Raw genomic sequence first — 16,927 nt, 5'->3', positions numbered from 1 at the left:
TACAACGGCGGCAGGTGGTAATGAAGGAAGCTGTACGGCGGTTGGCATGACAGAAATATCCTCTGCCTCAGGGGAAAACCGCTTATCAAAGACATCGGGTCTTCGCTTGGAACAAGCCCTTGCACATTGACGTTGGCTAGGGTGTGGCAAGTGCAGGGAAGAACATAAGAGAGACAATAATAATGGCAGACAACAAAAAACGCCCGGGTAAAGATCTTGACCGTATCGATCGTAACATCCTCAATGAGTTGCAAAAGGATGGGCGAATTTCGAACGTCGAGCTTTCGAAGCGCGTGGGGTTATCCCCAACGCCATGTTTAGAACGTGTGCGCCGTCTAGAGCGCCAGGGTTTTATCCATGGTTATACCGCATTGCTCAACCCGCATTATCTGGATGCTTCCCTGCTGGTTTTCGTGGAAATCACGCTGAACCGCGGTGCGCCAGATGTGTTTGAGCAATTCAACGCAGCCGTACAGAAGCTTGAAGAAATTCAGGAGTGTCATTTGGTTTCCGGTGATTTCGACTACCTGTTGAAGACCCGCGTACCCGATATGTCGGCTTACCGTAAGTTGCTGGGCGAAACTCTGCTGCGTTTGCCGGGAGTGAATGACACCCGTACTTACGTTGTGATGGAAGAAGTGAAACAGAGTAACCGTCTGGTTATCAAAACACGGTAAGGCACAGGTGCAAAACCTGATAAAGTTCGTTATACTCCTGTTTATCCATACAGTTTCGGCGCCGAGGAAGCCTCTCGGCGCTGTTACTATGCCAGCTAACAGGAACCTGGAGAGCCTTTCTTGAGCCAGGAATACACAGAAGATAAAGAAGTTACCCTAAGAAGGCTCAGCAGCGGGCAGCGTTTGCTTGAGGCTTTGTCGATCGTGGTAGCGATTTTTGCCGTTTACCTCATGGCCGCATTGGTCAGTTTCAATCCTTCTGACCCCAGTTGGTCGCAAACCGCATGGCACGAGCCTATCCACAATCTGGGCGGCAGTGTTGGCGCTTGGTTGGCTGATACGTTGTTCTTCACCTTCGGGGTACTCGCCTATACGATACCACCGATCATGATCATTTTTTGCTGGGCTGGGTTCCGCCAGCGTGGCGACCATGATTACATCGATTACTTTGCGCTGTCGCTGCGTCTGATTGGCACCTTGGCACTGGTGCTGACCTCGTGCGGCCTGGCGGCGTTGAATGTTGACGATCTCTATTATTTTGCCTCCGGTGGCGTGATTGGCAGCTTGCTGAGCAGTGCCATGCTGCCGTGGTTCAATGGCATTGGCGCTACCTTGGCGCTGTTGTGCATTTGGGCGGTGGGTTTAACGCTGTTCACCGGCTGGTCCTGGTTGGTGATTGCTGAAAAAATCGGTGGAGTGGTACTGGGAACTCTCACCTTTATGACCAATCGTTCGCGCCGTGATGAGCGCTATTACGATGAGGATGAGCAGTTTGAGGAGCCAGAGCCAGATAGCAAGGGCACAACTGTAGTATCAGCGGCAGTGGCGGATGATGATGTGCTGTTTTCTGCCCCTTCTGTGACTGAAATAGCCCAACAAGATAATAGCGATCCATTGCTGAGCGGCTTGCGTGCCATTGATATTGATGATGAGTCCCCCTCAGTTGAACCTGAGTATGCGCGGGTCAATGTACAGGCCACCACTCCGGCTGCGGTGACGGTGGCACCTGCCGCACCCGCTTCGGTCAATCAGCATCCGTTGAGCCCTGCGCCAGAGCAAAGTACGCCACCGCTGTATTCATTTGAGCTCCCGGAAGAAACGCCTGCGCCAAGAACCAAACGTCAGATTGATCCTTATCAGGATGAGAAAGAACCGCGCTTGGGGGATTGGAACGCATCCGTCACGCCGCAACATGAGACGTCGCCGTTTGACTTTTCTGCCGCACAGCGCGATCAGGTCGATTTCAGTGGTTCAACCGGGTTCAGTAGCCGCGATGATGTGCCGGCCTTTGGGGCTGTGAAACCATCCGGCGGTACGACAACCGCCGCAGGCGCTGCAACTCACACCTTTATGCCGGCATTTACCGCCACCAGCGATAGCAGCTCTCAGATCAAGCAAGGCATCGGCCCGGAATTACCGCGCCCGAACCCGGTGCGTATTCCAACCCGGCGTGAGCTGGCCTCTTACGGGATCAAACTGCCTTCACAACGTCTGGCAGAGCAAGAGCTGCGCCATCGTAGTGAAGAGCCACTCCCGCCAACCAGTCAGTCGCCGGATGATGAGGCGCAGCAGGAAGCCGCGTTACGTCAGGCATTTGCCGAACAGCAAAGCCAGCGCTATGGCGAAGAATATCAGCATGATGATGAAAGTGCCTTGCAGGAAGCGGCACTGGGCCAGGCTTTTGCGCAACAGCAACAGGAGCGTTATGGTGAAGAGCATATTGAGCCTGAACCTGCTCCCCTGTCACGCCCAGTGGACACCAGTAAGGCCTTCAGCTTCTCGCCGATGGCAGATTTAGTCGATGATGGCCCAACCGAGCCATTATTCACCCTGTCACCGCAGCTCGAAGAACGTATTGAGCTGCAAAGTGAACAGGAAGACGACGTGCCTTTCGGCCAGTTTGAGCCAGAAGCGCCTGCTTATCAGGCACCGCGACCTCAAACTCCGCCAGTACCTGCTTACCAAGCGCAACAGCCTTATCAGCCACCTGCACAGCCGCAACCTGCTGCGCCAGCGATGGACAGCCTGATCCATCCTTTCCTGATGCGTAACGATCAGCCATTGCAGAAGCCAACAACGCCTTTGCCAACGCTGGATCTGCTGGCTGAAGCTCCGAAAGAGGTGGCGCCGATCGATTCTTTCGAGCTGGAGCAGAAGGCCCGTTTGGTGGAAGCCAGCCTAGCGGATTACCGGGTTAAGGCTGACGTTGTCGATATTCTGCCTGGCCCGGTGATTACGCGTTTCGAACTGGATCTGGCCCCAGGCGTCAAGGCTGCACGTATTTCCAACCTGTCACGCGATCTGGCACGCTCGCTTTCAACCTCGGCGGTGCGTGTGGTTGAGGTGATCCCTGGTAAACCTTATGTAGGGATTGAGTTGCCAAACGCCAAGCGCCAGACCGTGTATCTGCGTGAAGTGCTGGACTGCCCGGCGTTCCGCGATAATCCATCGCCGCTGGCGATCGTATTGGGTAAGGATATTTCAGGCCAGCCGGTAGTGGCCGATCTGGGAAAAATGCCGCACCTGTTGGTAGCTGGCACCACCGGCTCCGGTAAGTCGGTTGGGGTCAACGCCATGATCCTGAGTATTTTGTTTAAAGCCACGCCGAAAGAAGTGCGCTTTATCATGATCGACCCGAAAATGCTGGAGCTGTCGGTCTATGAAGGTATTCCGCATCTGCTGACCGATGTGGTCACCGACATGAAAGACGCGGCTAATGCGCTGCGTTGGTGTGTTGCCGAGATGGAACGTCGCTACAAGCTGATGTCTGCACTGGGTGTGCGCAATCTGGCGGGTTACAACGAACGGGTCGATCAGGCTGAAGCCATGGGCAGGCCGATCCCGGATCCATTCTGGAAGCCGAGTGACGGCATGGGTACTGTGATGCCGATGCTGGAAAAAGAACCCTACATCGTGGTGATGGTGGATGAGTTTGCCGATCTGATCATGACGGTCGGCAAGAAGGTGGAAGAGTTGATCGCCCGTTTGGCACAGAAAGCGCGTGCTGCGGGTATCCACCTGGTATTGGCAACGCAGCGTCCATCGGTGGATGTGATTACCGGCTTGATCAAAGCGAACATTCCAACGCGTATCGCCTTCACCGTTTCCAGCAAGATCGATTCCCGTACCATTCTCGATCAGAGCGGCGCAGAATCTTTGCTGGGGATGGGGGATATGCTGTATTTGGCACCAAACTCCTCCATTCCGGTGCGTGTGCACGGCGCTTTTGTTCGCGATCAGGAAGTGCACGCCGTGGTGAAAGATTGGAAAGCGCGTGAACGGCCACAGTACAAAGAAGGAATCCTCAGCGGTGGTGACGAGGGTGAAGGCGGTACCGGGGGCAGCTTGGACGGTGATGAAGAGCTGGATCCGCTGTTCGATCAGGCCGTGGAGTTTGTGGTGGATAAACGCCGCGCCTCTATCTCTGGCGTACAGCGCCAGTTCCGCATCGGCTATAACCGCGCTGCGCGTATCATTGAACAGATGGAAGCGCAGGGGATCGTCAGTGAGCAAGGCCATAACGGTAACCGTGAAGTCTTGGCTCCGCCGCGCCATGATTGATGGCCGTTCTTTAGCCACGTAGAAATAAATAAAGGGCCGCTTTTGCGGCCCTTGTGCAAAGAAGCGTAAACCCAGCAATTTCTTGGCGTATTGTTCTGGCAGCCCGTTCAGGGCTTCAGGTACAGTGGTGAGCGTTGAAGGTTATTTGATCCGCACGGTGTTGCCTTGCGGTAAATGTATTTCATAAGGTGCTTGGAATAATGAAAAAACTGTTAGTTGCCTGTTGTCTGCTTTCGGGGTTTGCCTCCACATCCGTGCTGGCGGATGCCGCTCAGGATCTGCAAAGTCGCCTGGCGAAAGTGAACAGTTTCCACGCCAGTTTCTCCCAGTCGGTGACCAGCGGCGACGGCGCTGCGGTGCAGCAAGGGGAAGGTGAACTGTGGGTCAAACGCCCGAACCTGTTTAACTGGCATATGACTTCTCCGGATGAGAGCGTGCTGGTTTCCGACGGCGAAACCCTGTGGTTCTACAACCCGTTTGTTGAGCAGGTAACCGCTACCTGGCTGAAAAATGCCACTGGCAATACGCCGTTTATGCTGATTACTCGCAATAATGCCAACGATTGGAAGCAGTACCATGTTAAGCAAAAAGGCGATGATTTTGAGCTGACGCCAAAAGCCAGCAGCGGCAATTTGAAGCAGTTTGCCATCACGGTAACCAACAGCGGTACGATCAAGAGTTTTACCGCGGTTGAACAAGACGGCCAACGCAGTGATTATCAGCTAAAAAGCCAGCAGAACAGCAGCGTTGATGCCGCCAAATTCAAATTTACCCCGCCGAAGGGAGTGACGCTGGACGACCAGCGGAAGTAGAGGTCTGCGTGAGTAATCTGTCGCTCGATTTTTCCCACAATGAATTTCAACCCTTGGCCGCGCGTATGCGGCCAACAACGCTTGCACAGTACATCGGCCAGCAGCATTTGCTGGCAGTGGGTAAGCCTTTGCCACGGGCGATCGAAGCCGGGCAACTGCACTCGATGATCCTGTGGGGCCCACCGGGAACCGGGAAAACGACGCTGGCAGAGCTGATTGGCCGCTATGGTCAGGCAGACGTCGAGCGGATCTCCGCGGTGACTTCCGGCATTAAGGAAATCCGCGAGGCGATCGAACGTGCGCGGCAAAATCGCGATGCCGGGCGCCGCACCATTTTGTTTGTCGACGAAGCGCACCGTTTCAACAAAAGCCAGCAGGATGCCTTCTTACCGCATATCGAAGACGGCACCATCACCTTTATCGGTGCGACCACGGAAAACCCCTCTTTTGAGCTCAATTCGGCCTTGTTATCCCGCGCTCGTGTCTATCTGCTGAAAGCGCTTACCGCCGAAGACATCTGCCAGGTGCTGGAGCAGGCCATGCAGGATAACAGCCGCGGTTTTGGCGGGCAGAATGTTGTCTTGCCAGCAGAAACCAAGCGTATGTTGTCAGAGCTTGTGGGGGGCGATGCCCGTCGGGCTTTGAACAGCCTGGAAATGATGGCCGATATGGCGGAGATCGATGCGCAGGGAATGCGGGTATTAACGCCGGAATTGTTGAAAGAGGTCTCTGGTGAGCGCAGTGCACGCTTCGACAACAAAGGTGACCGCTATTACGATCTTATCTCTGCGCTGCATAAGTCGGTACGTGGTTCAGCACCGGATGCGGCGCTGTACTGGTACGCGCGTATCATTACCGCGGGGGGCGATCCGCTCTATGTGGCGCGCCGCTTGTTGGCGATTGCGTCTGAAGATGTCGGCAACGCCGATCCTCGCGCTATGCAGGTGGCGATCGCGGCCTGGGACTGTTTCACCCGCGTCGGGCCGGCGGAAGGCGAACGCGCCATCGCCCAGGCGATTGTTTACCTGGCCTGTGCGCCGAAAAGTAACGCTGTTTACACCGCATTTAAAGCGGCAATTCGTGATGCCAAAGAGGGGGCGGATTACGATGTGCCGGAGCATTTACGCAACGCGCCGACCAAGCTGATGAAAGAAATGGGCTTAGGAGCGGAGTATCGTTATGCTCACGACGAACCCAATGCCTATGCGGCTGGCGAGAGTTATTTCCCTCCAGAAATGGCGGCTACGCGCTACTATCATCCGACCTCGCGCGGGCTGGAAGGTAAAATCGGTGAAAAGTTGGCATGGCTCGCTGAGCAGGATCAAAATAGCCAGACAAAACGCTACCGCTAGCGTTGCCGTTGCGGTAAGGTTAACGGGTATCACTCTTCTTTTTGTGCGGCTTTAACTTCGCCGCATGAAACAACAATTTCTCTTTCAATAACAACAAGCACAGGATTAGCATGCTCGATCCCAATTTGCTGCGTAATGAGCTAGACGCAGTCGCCGTAAAACTGGCTCGCAGAGGCTTTAAACTCGATTTGGACCTGCTGCGTTCGCAAGAAGAGCGCCGTAAAGTTCTGCAGGTAGAAACCGAAACGCTGCAGGCAGAACGTAATTCCCGATCGAAATCCATCGGCGCAGCCAAAGCGCGTGGTGAAGATATCGAGCCGCTGCGTCGCGAAGTGAACGAACTGGGTGAAAAGCTGGATGCCGCTAAAGCCGAACTGGATAAGCTGCAAAATGAGATCCGTGATTATGCGCTGACGTTGCCAAACCTGCCGGACGACGCCGTACCGAACGGGAAAGACGACAGCGAGAATCTGGAAGTCAGCCGCTGGGGTGAGCCGCGTCAATACGATTTCGCCGTGCGCGATCACGTCGAACTGGGCGAAATGGCTGGCGGCCTGGATTTTGCCGCCGCGGTAAAACTGACCGGTTCGCGCTTTGTGGTGATGAAGGGGCAAATGGCCCGCATGCACCGTGCGCTGTCGCAGTTTATGCTGGATCTGCATACCGAGAAACACGGTTACCTGGAAACTTACGTACCGTATCTGGTCAACCATGCCACCTTGTACGGCACGGGTCAGTTGCCTAAGTTTGGTGAAGATTTGTTCCACACCAAGCCGCTGGAAGAGGAATCAGACAGCAGCAACTATGCGCTTATCCCTACTGCGGAAGTCCCGGTCACCAACCTGGTGCGTGACGAGATTCTTGACGAAGAAGACTTGCCGCTGAAGATGACGGCGCATACGCCATGTTTCCGTTCTGAAGCCGGTTCCTACGGCCGCGACACGCGCGGCCTGATCCGTATGCACCAGTTCGATAAAGTTGAGATGGTGCAGATTGTGCGCCCGGAAGACTCCATGGCCGCGTTGGAAGAACTGACGGGCCATGCGGAGAAGGTGTTGCAGTTGCTGAATCTGCCGTATCGTAAGGTGCTGCTGTGTACCGGCGATATGGGCTTTGGCGCATGCAAAACCTACGATCTGGAAGTGTGGTTACCGGCGCAGAATACCTATCGTGAGATCTCTTCCTGCTCCAATATGTGGGATTTCCAGGCGCGCCGTATGCAAGCGCGTTGCCGCAGCAAAACCGAGAAAAAGCCGCGTTTGGTACACACGCTGAACGGTTCTGGTTTAGCCGTGGGCCGTACCCTGGTGGCGGTGCTGGAAAACTATCAGCAGGCTGATGGCCGCATTCAGGTGCCGGAAGTATTACGCCCTTACATGGGTGGTTTGGAATATATCGGTTAACCATCAGTTCCGAGCATCATCATTAAAAAGCGCCTGCGGGCGCTTTTTTCGTCTACGTTGTAAAACGCATCCCCAATTAAATTTCCCTGCATTAATCCAACAAATTATCAAATAAAAATCATTATCAATAAGGTTATTTATATCAACCATTTATTGATTGCGAACAAAGCGAAACTACCTCTTTAGGAGGATAGTTCCGCTGTTCGCAGGCCACAATAAAAACGATTTTTCCTGCGCATTTGAAGCTGATCTGCTTTCGGAATGTCGTAACACTTTGATTGCAGGTTCTCTTGTTACCAATCCACTGGCTAACTGAAGCAACCCAGAGCGAAACAAATATGAGCGAATCTGAAAAAAAACCATTGTCCGGCCTCCAGTGCTCGCGACGAAAACTGGTTAAGAGTAGCGCCATCGGCGGCCTTGCGCTTGCTGTCGGCGGTATCTCCCTACCGTTCAGCCGCCAAGTGGGAGCTGATACCTCTCCAACAACCCCGGCCACCAAACAACCCGATGAAAAAGTAGTCTGGAGCGCCTGCACGGTAAACTGCGGTAGCCGTTGCCCACTGCGGATGCATGTTGCCGACGGTGAGATAAAATATGTCGAAACCGATAACACCGGTAACGATGAGTACGCAGAACTACATCAGGTGCGTGCTTGCCTGCGTGGGCGTTCAATGCGCCGCCGTGTATACAACCCCGATCGTCTGAAATACCCCATGCTGCGGGTGGGTAAACGTGGTGAAGGCAAGTTCAAACGCATCAGTTGGGATGAGGCCTTCACGCTGATTAGCGATAACCTGCAGCGCATCATCAAAGACTATGGTAACGAAGCCATCTACCTGAACTACGGCACCGGGACACTGGGCGGCACCATGACCCGCTCCTGGCCGCCGGGTGCTACGCTGATTGCCCGCCTGATGAACTGCTGCGGCGGCTATTTGAACCACTATGGTGACTACAGCACGGCCCAGATTGCCGCTGGCCTGAACTATACCTATGGGGGGTGGGCCGATGGCAACAGCCCGACCGATATCGAAAACAGCAAACTGGTGGTGATGTTCGGTAATAACCCTGGCGAAACCCGAATGAGCGGCGGTGGTGTCACCTATCTGCTGGAACAGGCGCGTGAGCGTTCGAATGCGCGCATGATTGTTATCGATCCGCGTTATACCGACACCGCCGCCGGGCGTGAAGATGAATGGATCCCCATCCGCCCTGGTACCGATGCGGCACTGGTCGCCGGATTAGCACACGTGCTGATTAGTGAGAATCTGGTTGATCAGCCTTTCCTGGATAAATACTGCGTCGGTTACGACGAGAAAACCTTGCCAGCTGGCGCTCCGGCCAATGGGCACTACAAGGCGTATATCCTGGGCCAGGGCGAGGACGGCGTGGCGAAAACGCCTGCCTGGGCTGAAAAAATCACCGGTATTCCGGCCGCTCGCATCATCCAACTGGCGCGTGAAATCGGCAGTGTGAAGCCAGCTTATATCTGCCAGGGGTGGGGGCCACAGCGCCAGTCTAACGGTGAGTTGACCTCGCGTGCGATTGCCATGTTGCCGATCCTGACCGGTAACGTAGGGATTAATGGCGGCAACAGCGGAGCGCGTGAAGGATCTTACGGGCTACCGTTCGTGCGTATGCCAACCTTGGAAAACCCGGTAAAAACCAGCATCTCGATGTTCCTGTGGACCGATGCCATCCTGCGTGGGCCGGAAATGACCGCCAAGCGCGACGGTGTGCGTGGTAAAGACAAGCTGGATGTGCCAATCAAGTTTATCTGGAACTATGCCGGTAACTGCCTGGTTAACCAGCACTCTGAAATCAACCGGACTCACGACATTCTGCAGGACGACAAGAAGTGCGAAATGATTGTGGTGATCGATAACCACATGACGTCGTCGGCGAAATACGCAGACCTGGTGCTGCCGGATTGCACCGCTTCTGAACAGCGGGATTTCTGTCTGGATGCCTCGAGCGGCAATATGGGCTACGTCATCTTTGCCGATCAGGCCATTAAACCGCGTTTTGAATGCAAAAACATTTATGACATGACCAGCGAGATCGCTCGGCGCATGGGGGTGGAGCAGGCGTTCACCGAAGGCCGGACGCAGGAAGAGTGGCTGCGTCATCTTTACCAGCAGTCCCGCGAGAAAATCCCGGCGTTGCCTGACTATGAGCAATTCTTGCAGCAGGGGATCTTCAAACAGCGCGATCCTGATGGCCACCATGTGGCATACAAAGCGTTCCGTGCCGATCCGCAGGCTAACCCGCTGACCACGCCATCCGGCAAGATCGAAATCTACTCTGCTGAACTGGCGAAGCTGGCGGCCACCTGGGAACTGGAAAAAGACGATGTAATACACCCATTGCCCATTTATGCCGCAGGTTTTGAAAGCCCAGCCGATCCCCTGAGCAGCAAGTATCCGCTGCAGATGACCGGTTTCCACTTTAAAGCGCGCACCCACTCCACCTACGGTAATGTGGATGTGCTGAAAGCGGCTTGTCGTCAGGAGATGTGGATCAACCCGATTGATGCGAAGGCTCGCGGAATCAGCAATGGTGACCTGATCCGCATTTATAACGATCGTGGTGAGGTGCGCATTAATGCCAAAGTCACGCCACGTATGTTACCAGGCGTGGTCGCGCTGGGTGAGGGGGCCTGGTATTCACCAGACGGCAGCCGTATCGATCACGCTGGCAGTATTAACGTACTGACTACCCAGCGTCCTTCGCCGCTTGCCAAAGGGAACCCTTCTCATACCAACCTGGTGCAGGTCGCCAAACTGTAAGGAGTAGCTGATGACTACGCAATATGGATTCTTTATCGATTCAAGTCGTTGCACCGGCTGCAAAACCTGCGAGCTGGCCTGTAAAGACTATAAAAATCTGACGCCGGACGTCAGCTTCCGCCGTATCTATGAATATGCTGGCGGTGACTGGCAGCAGGATGGGGATAGCTGGCACCAGAATGTGTTCGCCTATTATCTGTCGATCGCCTGTAACCATTGCGAAGACCCCGCCTGTACCAAAGTGTGCCCAAGCGGGGCGATGCATAAGCGGGAAGATGGTTTGGTCGTGGTGAATGAAGAGATTTGTATCGGTTGCCGCTATTGTCACATGGCCTGCCCGTATGGCGCACCACAGTACAATGCGGAAAAAGGCCATATGACCAAGTGTGATGGCTGTTACGAGCGCGTGGCTGAAGGGAAAAAACCGGTGTGCGTGGAGTCTTGTCCGCTGCGTGCACTGGATTTTGGCCCGATCGATGAACTGCGTAAACAGCATGGCACCCTGGCGGAAGTGGCTCCGTTACCGGCAGCCCATTTCACCAAACCCTGCATCGTGCTGAAACCGAACGCCAACAGCCGCCCAAGTGGTGACACTACTGGCCATCTGGCCAATCCGAAGGAGGTTTAAAATGGGTATGGGATGGCATGAATGGCCGCTGATGGTGTTCACCGTATTAGGGCAGTTTGTGGTGGGCGGCGTGATAGTCATGGGGCTGGCGCTGATCACCGGGAATTTGACCGATCGCCAGAGTAAAGCGGTCCACGGCACGATGTTCTTCCTGTGGTTGCTGATGGGCATCGCGTTTGTCGCTTCGGTGCTGCATTTGGGGACGCCGCTGCGGGCCTTCAATTCGTTGAATCGCATTGGCGACTCGGCGCTGAGCAATGAAATTGCCAGCGGTGCGCTGTTCTTTGCGGTAGGGGGCCTGTACTGGCTGTTGGCGGTGCTGAAAAAACTGCCGCAGTCGTTGGGGAAAGCGTGGCTGGTAGTGACCATGGTGCTGGGCTTGCTGTTTGTCTATGCCATGACTCGCGTCTACCAGATCGATACGGTTCCCACCTGGCATAATGGCTACACTACGCTGAACTTCTTCCTGTCGGTGCTGATCGGCGGGCCGCTGCTGGGGGTATTGTTGCTGCGTGCTGCCGGGCTGGAGGTTTCTGGGCGTTACCAACTGGTGATGTTGAGCGTGCTGGCATTGTTGCTCAGCCTTTGCTCTGCGCTGCTGCAAGGCAGCGAACTGGCGACGATCAATAGCTCGGTACAGCAGGCTTCGGCATTGATCCCGCAATACGGCCAACTGATGGTCTGGCGGCTGGTGCTGCTGGTACTGGGGTTGGGATGCTGGATTTATCCACTGTTGCGCCGTGGTAATGCGGGAGTGATGGGGTTGACCTTGGGCTTTGTGTTAGTCTTTGCCGGTGAGTTGATTGGCCGTGGTGTGTTCTACGGCCTGCATATGACCGTTGGCATGGCCGTGGCTGGCTGACGTTTAACCTGGGCGCAGCGCGCTGCGCCCCTAGAGAAGCCAGAGTGATGATGCTTGAAAAAATCGCGTTAACCGGCCGCGTGCTGGGTATTTTGCTGTATGCACCGCCAGAGAGCAAAGAGTGCCAGCCACTACTGGCGACGCTACAGGATCCCACATGGGCGGCGGAATGGCCGCATGAAGGCTGCCAGCAGGCTGCGGCCTTGATCGCCGAGGGGCTGGCGGATAACCCACCAGAGCCTCTGGCAGAGGCTTATCAACGCCTGTTCGTTGGCCCTTATGCCTTACCTGCACCACCTTGGGGATCGGTATATCTCGACAAAGAAAGCGTGCTGTTTGGTGATTCGACGCTGCGTTTACGCCAGTGGCTGCGGGTGAACGGTATCGAAGCCCAGCGCGAGCACAATGAGCCAGAGGACCATATCGGGACTTTACTGATGATGGCGGCCTGGTTAGCAGAGGAAAAGCAGCAGGCCATGGTGAGCGGGCTGCTGGCAGAGCATTTGCTGCCTTGGGCACCACGCTACCTGGAACTGTTGCAGCAGCACGCCGGGCATCCGTTTTACCAAGGAGTGGCACAACTGGCGCAAGTCACGCTGGCCGCTTGGGCAGCAGATTGCCCGGTAGCTATCGCTAAGTGGGAACTGTATTACTGATGAAGAACGATCGGCAACTCACACCGCAAGGCACTAGCCGGCGCAGGTTGCTGACCGGCTGGATGGAGCGGCGAAAATGCCAGCCGGAACAACCGTCTTTGGCCGTGCCTGCGGTGGCTTGCCCACCCCAGGCCGTGCCTGAACCGTTATTCGGTGCGCTGTGCGATGGCTGTGCTGCCTGCGTAAGCCGCTGCCCATATGGTTTATTGCATATCGAACAGGGCAAAGCGGTGCTGAGCATCGATTTCACCGAATGCGACGCTTGCCAGAAATGTACCGCCGCCTGCCCAACGGGGGCGTTGCGTGAGCAAATGCCTTGCGATACGTTGTTGCGCCCGCAAATTAGCCTGAGCTGCCTTGGGCGGCAGGACAGCTGTCGAATGTGCATGATTAACTGCCCGCAGCAGGCGTTGGCTTTCAGCGTTTCTGCCAGCGGCGATCGTCAATTGCAGTGTAACAATGAGCGTTGCAATGGCTGCGGCTTGTGTAAATTATCCTGCTTCCATGGCCATATTGCGCTTTCTCCGCTCGGTGAAAAATCTTTGCCTGAGCAGGGATAAGCAGCGTTGCGCACGGCGCACCAACATATTGTGCGGTTATCACTTAGCCACTGATTGACTTTTTTATCGCCAGTGGCATGATGCGCGCACTCTCTTAGCGCGTTCGGTTTCAATTTCATTATGTCCGTATATTCCCGCCCAGTGCTGTTGTTGCTCTGCGGTCTGTTATTGCTCACGGTTTCCATTGCCGTCTTAAATACCCTGGTCCCTCTTTGGTTAACTCATGCTCAATTGTCAACTTGGCAAGTGGGCGTCGTCAGCTCTTCTTATTTTACCGGCAACCTGGTGGGCACGCTGATTGCGGGCAAACTGATCAAGCACATTGGTTTTACCAGGAGCTATCATTTTTCTTGCCTGGTTTTTGCCGTGGCCACTGCCGGTATGGCGCTGTCGCTGGATTTCTGGAGTTGGGTAGGCTGGCGTTTTTTTGCCGGGGTAGGGTGCGCGTGGATCTGGGTGATCGTCGAAAGTGCCCTGTTGCGCAGCGGTAACCAGAGCAACCGTGGCCAACTGCTGGCGGCCTATATGATGGTTTACTATCTGGGGACCGTCGCAGGGCAACTGTTGCTGAGCATGGTATCCACTGAATTACTGAACGTGCTGCCCTGGGTGACGGCCATCGTGATCGCGGCGATGCTGCCCATGCTGTTTGCCCGTGTGAACAACCAGAATGACGAACCGCAGCAGATCGCCGTGTGGCCCATGTTCAAGCGCCGCAGCGCGCGTTTGGGGATCAATGGCTGCATTATTTCTGGAATAGTACTGGGTTCGCTTTATGGCCTGATGCCGCTTTATCTGGCTCATCAGGGGATGAGCGATGCCAGCGTAGGGTATTGGATGGCGCTGCTGGTCAGCTCGGGAATCGTCGGCCAATGGCCGGTAGGGCGGATGGCCGATCGCTATGGCAGGCTGTTAGTGCTGCGCATTCAGGTGTTTGTGGTGATCCTGGCCAGCATCGCGATGCTGGGGAACTATGCCATGGCGCCTGCGCTGTTTATTCTCGGCTGTGCCGGTTTTACCCTTTATCCGGTCGCTATGTCCTGGGCCTGTGAAAAAGTGCTGCCGCATGAGTTGGTGGCGATGAATCAGGCGCTGCTGATGAGTTACACCATCGGCAGCCTGCTCGGGCCGTCAATGACCTCTATGCTGATGCAAAATTACTCCGATCGTCTGCTGTTTGTAATGATCGCCGCAGTGGCGTTGATTTATCTGCTGATGCTGTTGAAAAAACCAGACCACCACCACACCCCGTTGGCGGCGGCCTGATGCCGCAGCGAACCTCGTGCCGCTCATTGGGGCGGAAAAACAGCAGGATCAACATGCTGAGGCGGTAGCTGCACTGTCAGCCCTCGATCTGACGCGTCTGGTTCTGGTAGCCAGAGCCCAGGCATAGACGCTGACAAGTTCGCTGGTGTTTGGGATGAGAAATACCCGCAAATTAGCAAAAGTTGGCGTAGTCACTGGGAAAATCTCAACACGTTCTTCGGTTATCCCGCAGATATCCGCAAAGCGACCTACGCGACCAACGCCATCGAATCGCTGAACAGCGTGATCCGTCAGGCGATAAAGAAACGTAAAGTGTTCTCGACAGATGACTCAGTGAGAAAAGTGATTTATCTGGCCATCCAGGCGGCGTCGAAAAAATGGAGTATGCTGATCCAGAACTGGCAGTTACACAGAATTACTGACGGTTTCCCGGATCGCCATTGTTCCTCAACAATCGGCAGACCCTGTCGGGTTGGCCCAGCTACAAAGGTTAGCTGACAGCGAATAACCTATTCAGCGATACAAGGCACGCAGTACACCGCGTGCCTTCCATGAGTTATCTTTCTATTTCTCTAAACGTTTTCCTTGCGCATCCACCACGCGTTCACCATCTTCCTTGGTGAACGCGCCACGTTGTGCCTCGGGCAAAATATCCAGTACTACTTCAGAAGGCCGGCATAATTTGGTCCCCAGTGGCGTGACCACTATCGGGCGGTTGATCAGGATCGGGTGCTGCAGCATGAAGTCGATCAACTGGTCATCGCTGAAATTATCTTCTGCCAGCCCTAGCTGCTCATAAGGGTCAACATTCTTGCGCAATAACGCACGAACCGTGATCCCCATATCTGCGATCAGTTTCACTAGCACCTCACGACTTGGCGGTGTTTCCAGATACAGAATCACCGTGGGTTCAGTGCCACTGTTGCGAATTAACTCCAGCGTGTTACGCGATGTTCCACAAGCCGGATTATGATAAATAGCCACATTGCTCATCGTGATGCTCTCTCATTGAAACGCCAGCCGGTTATGCCTGCTGGCGTGGTTGTTTAAAAACAATTACAGGGAAATGGATAGTCGCAAGGCCAATGCCGCCAGTGTGACTAACAGCACCGGGATCGTCATGACAATGCCCACGCGGAAGTAATATCCCCAGGTGATGGTCATATTCTTTTGTGATAGCACATGCAGCCACAATAGGGTGGCCAGGCTGCCTATCGGAGTGATTTTCGGCCCCAGATCGCTGCCGATCACGTTGGCATAAATCATTGCCTCCTTGATCACTCCGCTGGCATCACTGCCGTCAATCGACAGGGCCCCTACCAGAACGGTCGGCATATTGTTCATGACGGAGGAAAGGAACGCCGTCAGGAATCCGGTGCCCAGCGTGGCCGCCCACAGTCCTTGTTCGGCAAACTGGTTCAGTAGGGCTGAAAGGTAGTAGGTCAAACCGGCATTACGCAGGCCGTACACCACCAGATACATGCCCAGCGAGAACACCACGATCTGCCAGGGTGCGCCGCGCAGCACCTTGCCGGTATTGATAACATTCCCTTTCTTGGCAATGGCGAACAAAATCAGCGCGCCCACGGCGGCGACCAGACTGACGGGGACACCAAGCGGCTCCAGGGCAAAGAAGCCAACCAGCAGCAGAACCAGCACCAGCCACCCGGTCTTGAAGGTGTTCAGGTCGCGAATGGCCTCTTTCGGTGCTTTCAGCAGGGACAGATCGTAAACTGCCGGAATGTCTTTGCGGAAAAACAGGTGCAACATCACCAGCGTTGCGGCAATTGCAGCCAAGTTAACCGGTACCATCACCGCTGCATATTCAGTGAATCCGAGGTTGAAGAAATCCGCCGAAACAATATTCACCAGGTTTGACACGATCAGCGGCAGGCTGGCGGTATCGGCGATAAAGCCTGCCGCCATCACAAACGCCAAGGTCGCGCCACGGCTGAAACCCAGCGCCAGCAGCATCGCAATCACAATCGGTGTCAGGATCAGTGCGGCACCATCATTGGCGAATAGCGCCGCCACCGCCGCACCCAACAAGATGATGCAGGTAAACAGCAAACGGCCACGGCCATTGCCCCAGCGTGCTACATGCAGCGCTGCCCATTCAAAGAAACCCGACTCATCCAGTAACAGGCTGATGATGATTACGGCAATAAAGGTCGCGGTGGCATTCCAGACAATCTGCCATACAACTGGAATATCACCGAGATGAACCACACCGCTCAGTAACGCCAGTACTGCGCCGAGCATGGCGCTCCAGCCAATGCCTAGCCCTCTGGGTTGCCAGATCACCAGTACAATAGTCAGAATAAAAATAGCTCCTGCCAACAACATAACGCCCCCAAA

At 54.9% G+C, this 16,927-nt stretch carries 12 protein-coding genes and 3 pseudogenes; 13 read left to right on the top strand and 2 right to left on the bottom strand.

The genetic code is table 11. The features are described 5' to 3' along the window. The first annotated feature begins 182 nt into the window (after positions 1-182). The 13 genes and pseudogenes from lrp to BMI79_RS11420 form a co-directional block, all read left to right on the top strand. Complete coding sequence (gene lrp / locus BMI79_RS11475; RefSeq protein WP_076942271.1) at positions 183-677, top strand: leucine-responsive transcriptional regulator Lrp; 495 nt, start codon at positions 183-185, stop codon at positions 675-677. Positions 678-797: 120 nt separating this feature from the next. Then, positions 798-1,592 (top strand): annotated as a pseudogene (locus BMI79_RS24585) (DNA translocase FtsK 4TM domain-containing protein); the annotation flags it as partial. 75 nt (positions 1,593-1,667) lie between these two features. Continuing rightward, positions 1,668-4,238, top strand: a pseudogene (locus BMI79_RS11470) (DNA translocase FtsK); the annotation flags it as partial. Between the two features lie 200 nt (positions 4,239-4,438). Continuing rightward, positions 4,439-5,050 carry an outer membrane lipoprotein periplasmic chaperone LolA gene (lolA, locus tag BMI79_RS11465; protein ID WP_076942269.1) on the top strand — a complete coding sequence of 204 codons (612 nt, stop codon included), beginning with the start codon at positions 4,439-4,441 and terminating at the stop codon, positions 5,048-5,050. An 8-nt stretch (positions 5,051-5,058) separates the two neighbouring features. Further along, entirely contained in the window at positions 5,059-6,402 is a 1,344-nt protein-coding gene (locus BMI79_RS11460; protein WP_076942268.1) for a replication-associated recombination protein A, read from the top strand. A gap of 110 nt (positions 6,403-6,512) precedes the next feature. Then, positions 6,513-7,805 carry a serine--tRNA ligase gene (gene serS / locus BMI79_RS11455; protein WP_076942267.1) on the top strand — a complete coding sequence of 431 codons (1,293 nt, stop codon included), beginning with the start codon at positions 6,513-6,515 and terminating at the stop codon, positions 7,803-7,805. A 338-nt stretch (positions 7,806-8,143) separates the two neighbouring features. Beyond that, on the top strand, positions 8,144-10,597 hold the full coding sequence (gene dmsA / locus BMI79_RS11450) for a dimethylsulfoxide reductase subunit A (RefSeq protein ID WP_076942266.1): 2,454 nt from the start codon (positions 8,144-8,146) through the stop codon (positions 10,595-10,597). Positions 10,598-10,607: 10 nt separating this feature from the next. Further along, positions 10,608-11,225 (top strand): DMSO/selenate family reductase complex B subunit, encoded by a 618-nt coding sequence (locus BMI79_RS11445; RefSeq protein ID WP_076942265.1) that lies wholly within the window; start codon positions 10,608-10,610, stop codon positions 11,223-11,225. Between the two features lies 1 nt (position 11,226). Next, on the top strand, positions 11,227-12,087 hold the full coding sequence (locus BMI79_RS11440) for a DmsC/YnfH family molybdoenzyme membrane anchor subunit (protein ID WP_076942264.1): 861 nt from the start codon (positions 11,227-11,229) through the stop codon (positions 12,085-12,087). 47 nt (positions 12,088-12,134) lie between these two features. Next, positions 12,135-12,743 (top strand): Tat proofreading chaperone DmsD, encoded by a 609-nt coding sequence (dmsD, locus tag BMI79_RS11435; protein WP_076942263.1) that lies wholly within the window; start codon positions 12,135-12,137, stop codon positions 12,741-12,743. Further along, the gene (locus tag BMI79_RS11430; RefSeq protein WP_125828785.1) at positions 12,725-13,303 is read left to right on the top strand and encodes a 4Fe-4S dicluster domain-containing protein; all 579 of its coding nucleotides are present in this window, start codon (positions 12,725-12,727) and stop codon (positions 13,301-13,303) included. The genes dmsD and BMI79_RS11430 overlap by 19 nt, the downstream gene beginning before the upstream one ends. A gap of 120 nt (positions 13,304-13,423) precedes the next feature. After that, on the top strand, positions 13,424-14,569 hold the full coding sequence (locus BMI79_RS11425) for an MFS transporter (RefSeq protein ID WP_076942261.1): 1,146 nt from the start codon (positions 13,424-13,426) through the stop codon (positions 14,567-14,569). A gap of 132 nt (positions 14,570-14,701) precedes the next feature. After that, a pseudogene (locus BMI79_RS11420) lies at positions 14,702-15,067 on the top strand (transposase); the annotation flags it as partial. A 66-nt stretch (positions 15,068-15,133) separates the two neighbouring features. Here the strand turns inward: BMI79_RS11420 and arsC are convergent. After that, a complete protein-coding gene (gene arsC, locus BMI79_RS11415) occupies positions 15,134-15,562 on the bottom strand; it encodes a glutaredoxin-dependent arsenate reductase (RefSeq protein ID WP_076942260.1) in 429 nt (142 codons plus the stop codon). 63 nt (positions 15,563-15,625) lie between these two features. Further along, the gene (locus BMI79_RS11410) at positions 15,626-16,915 is read right to left on the bottom strand and encodes an arsenic transporter (RefSeq protein WP_076942259.1); all 1,290 of its coding nucleotides are present in this window, start codon (positions 16,913-16,915) and stop codon (positions 15,626-15,628) included. Between the last annotated feature and the right edge of the window lie 12 nt (positions 16,916-16,927).

This window comes from Serratia oryzae, assembly GCF_001976145.1.
GTDB lineage: Bacteria > Pseudomonadota > Gammaproteobacteria > Enterobacterales > Enterobacteriaceae > Chania > Chania oryzae.
This window is presented reverse-complemented; position numbering and strand designations above follow the sequence as displayed.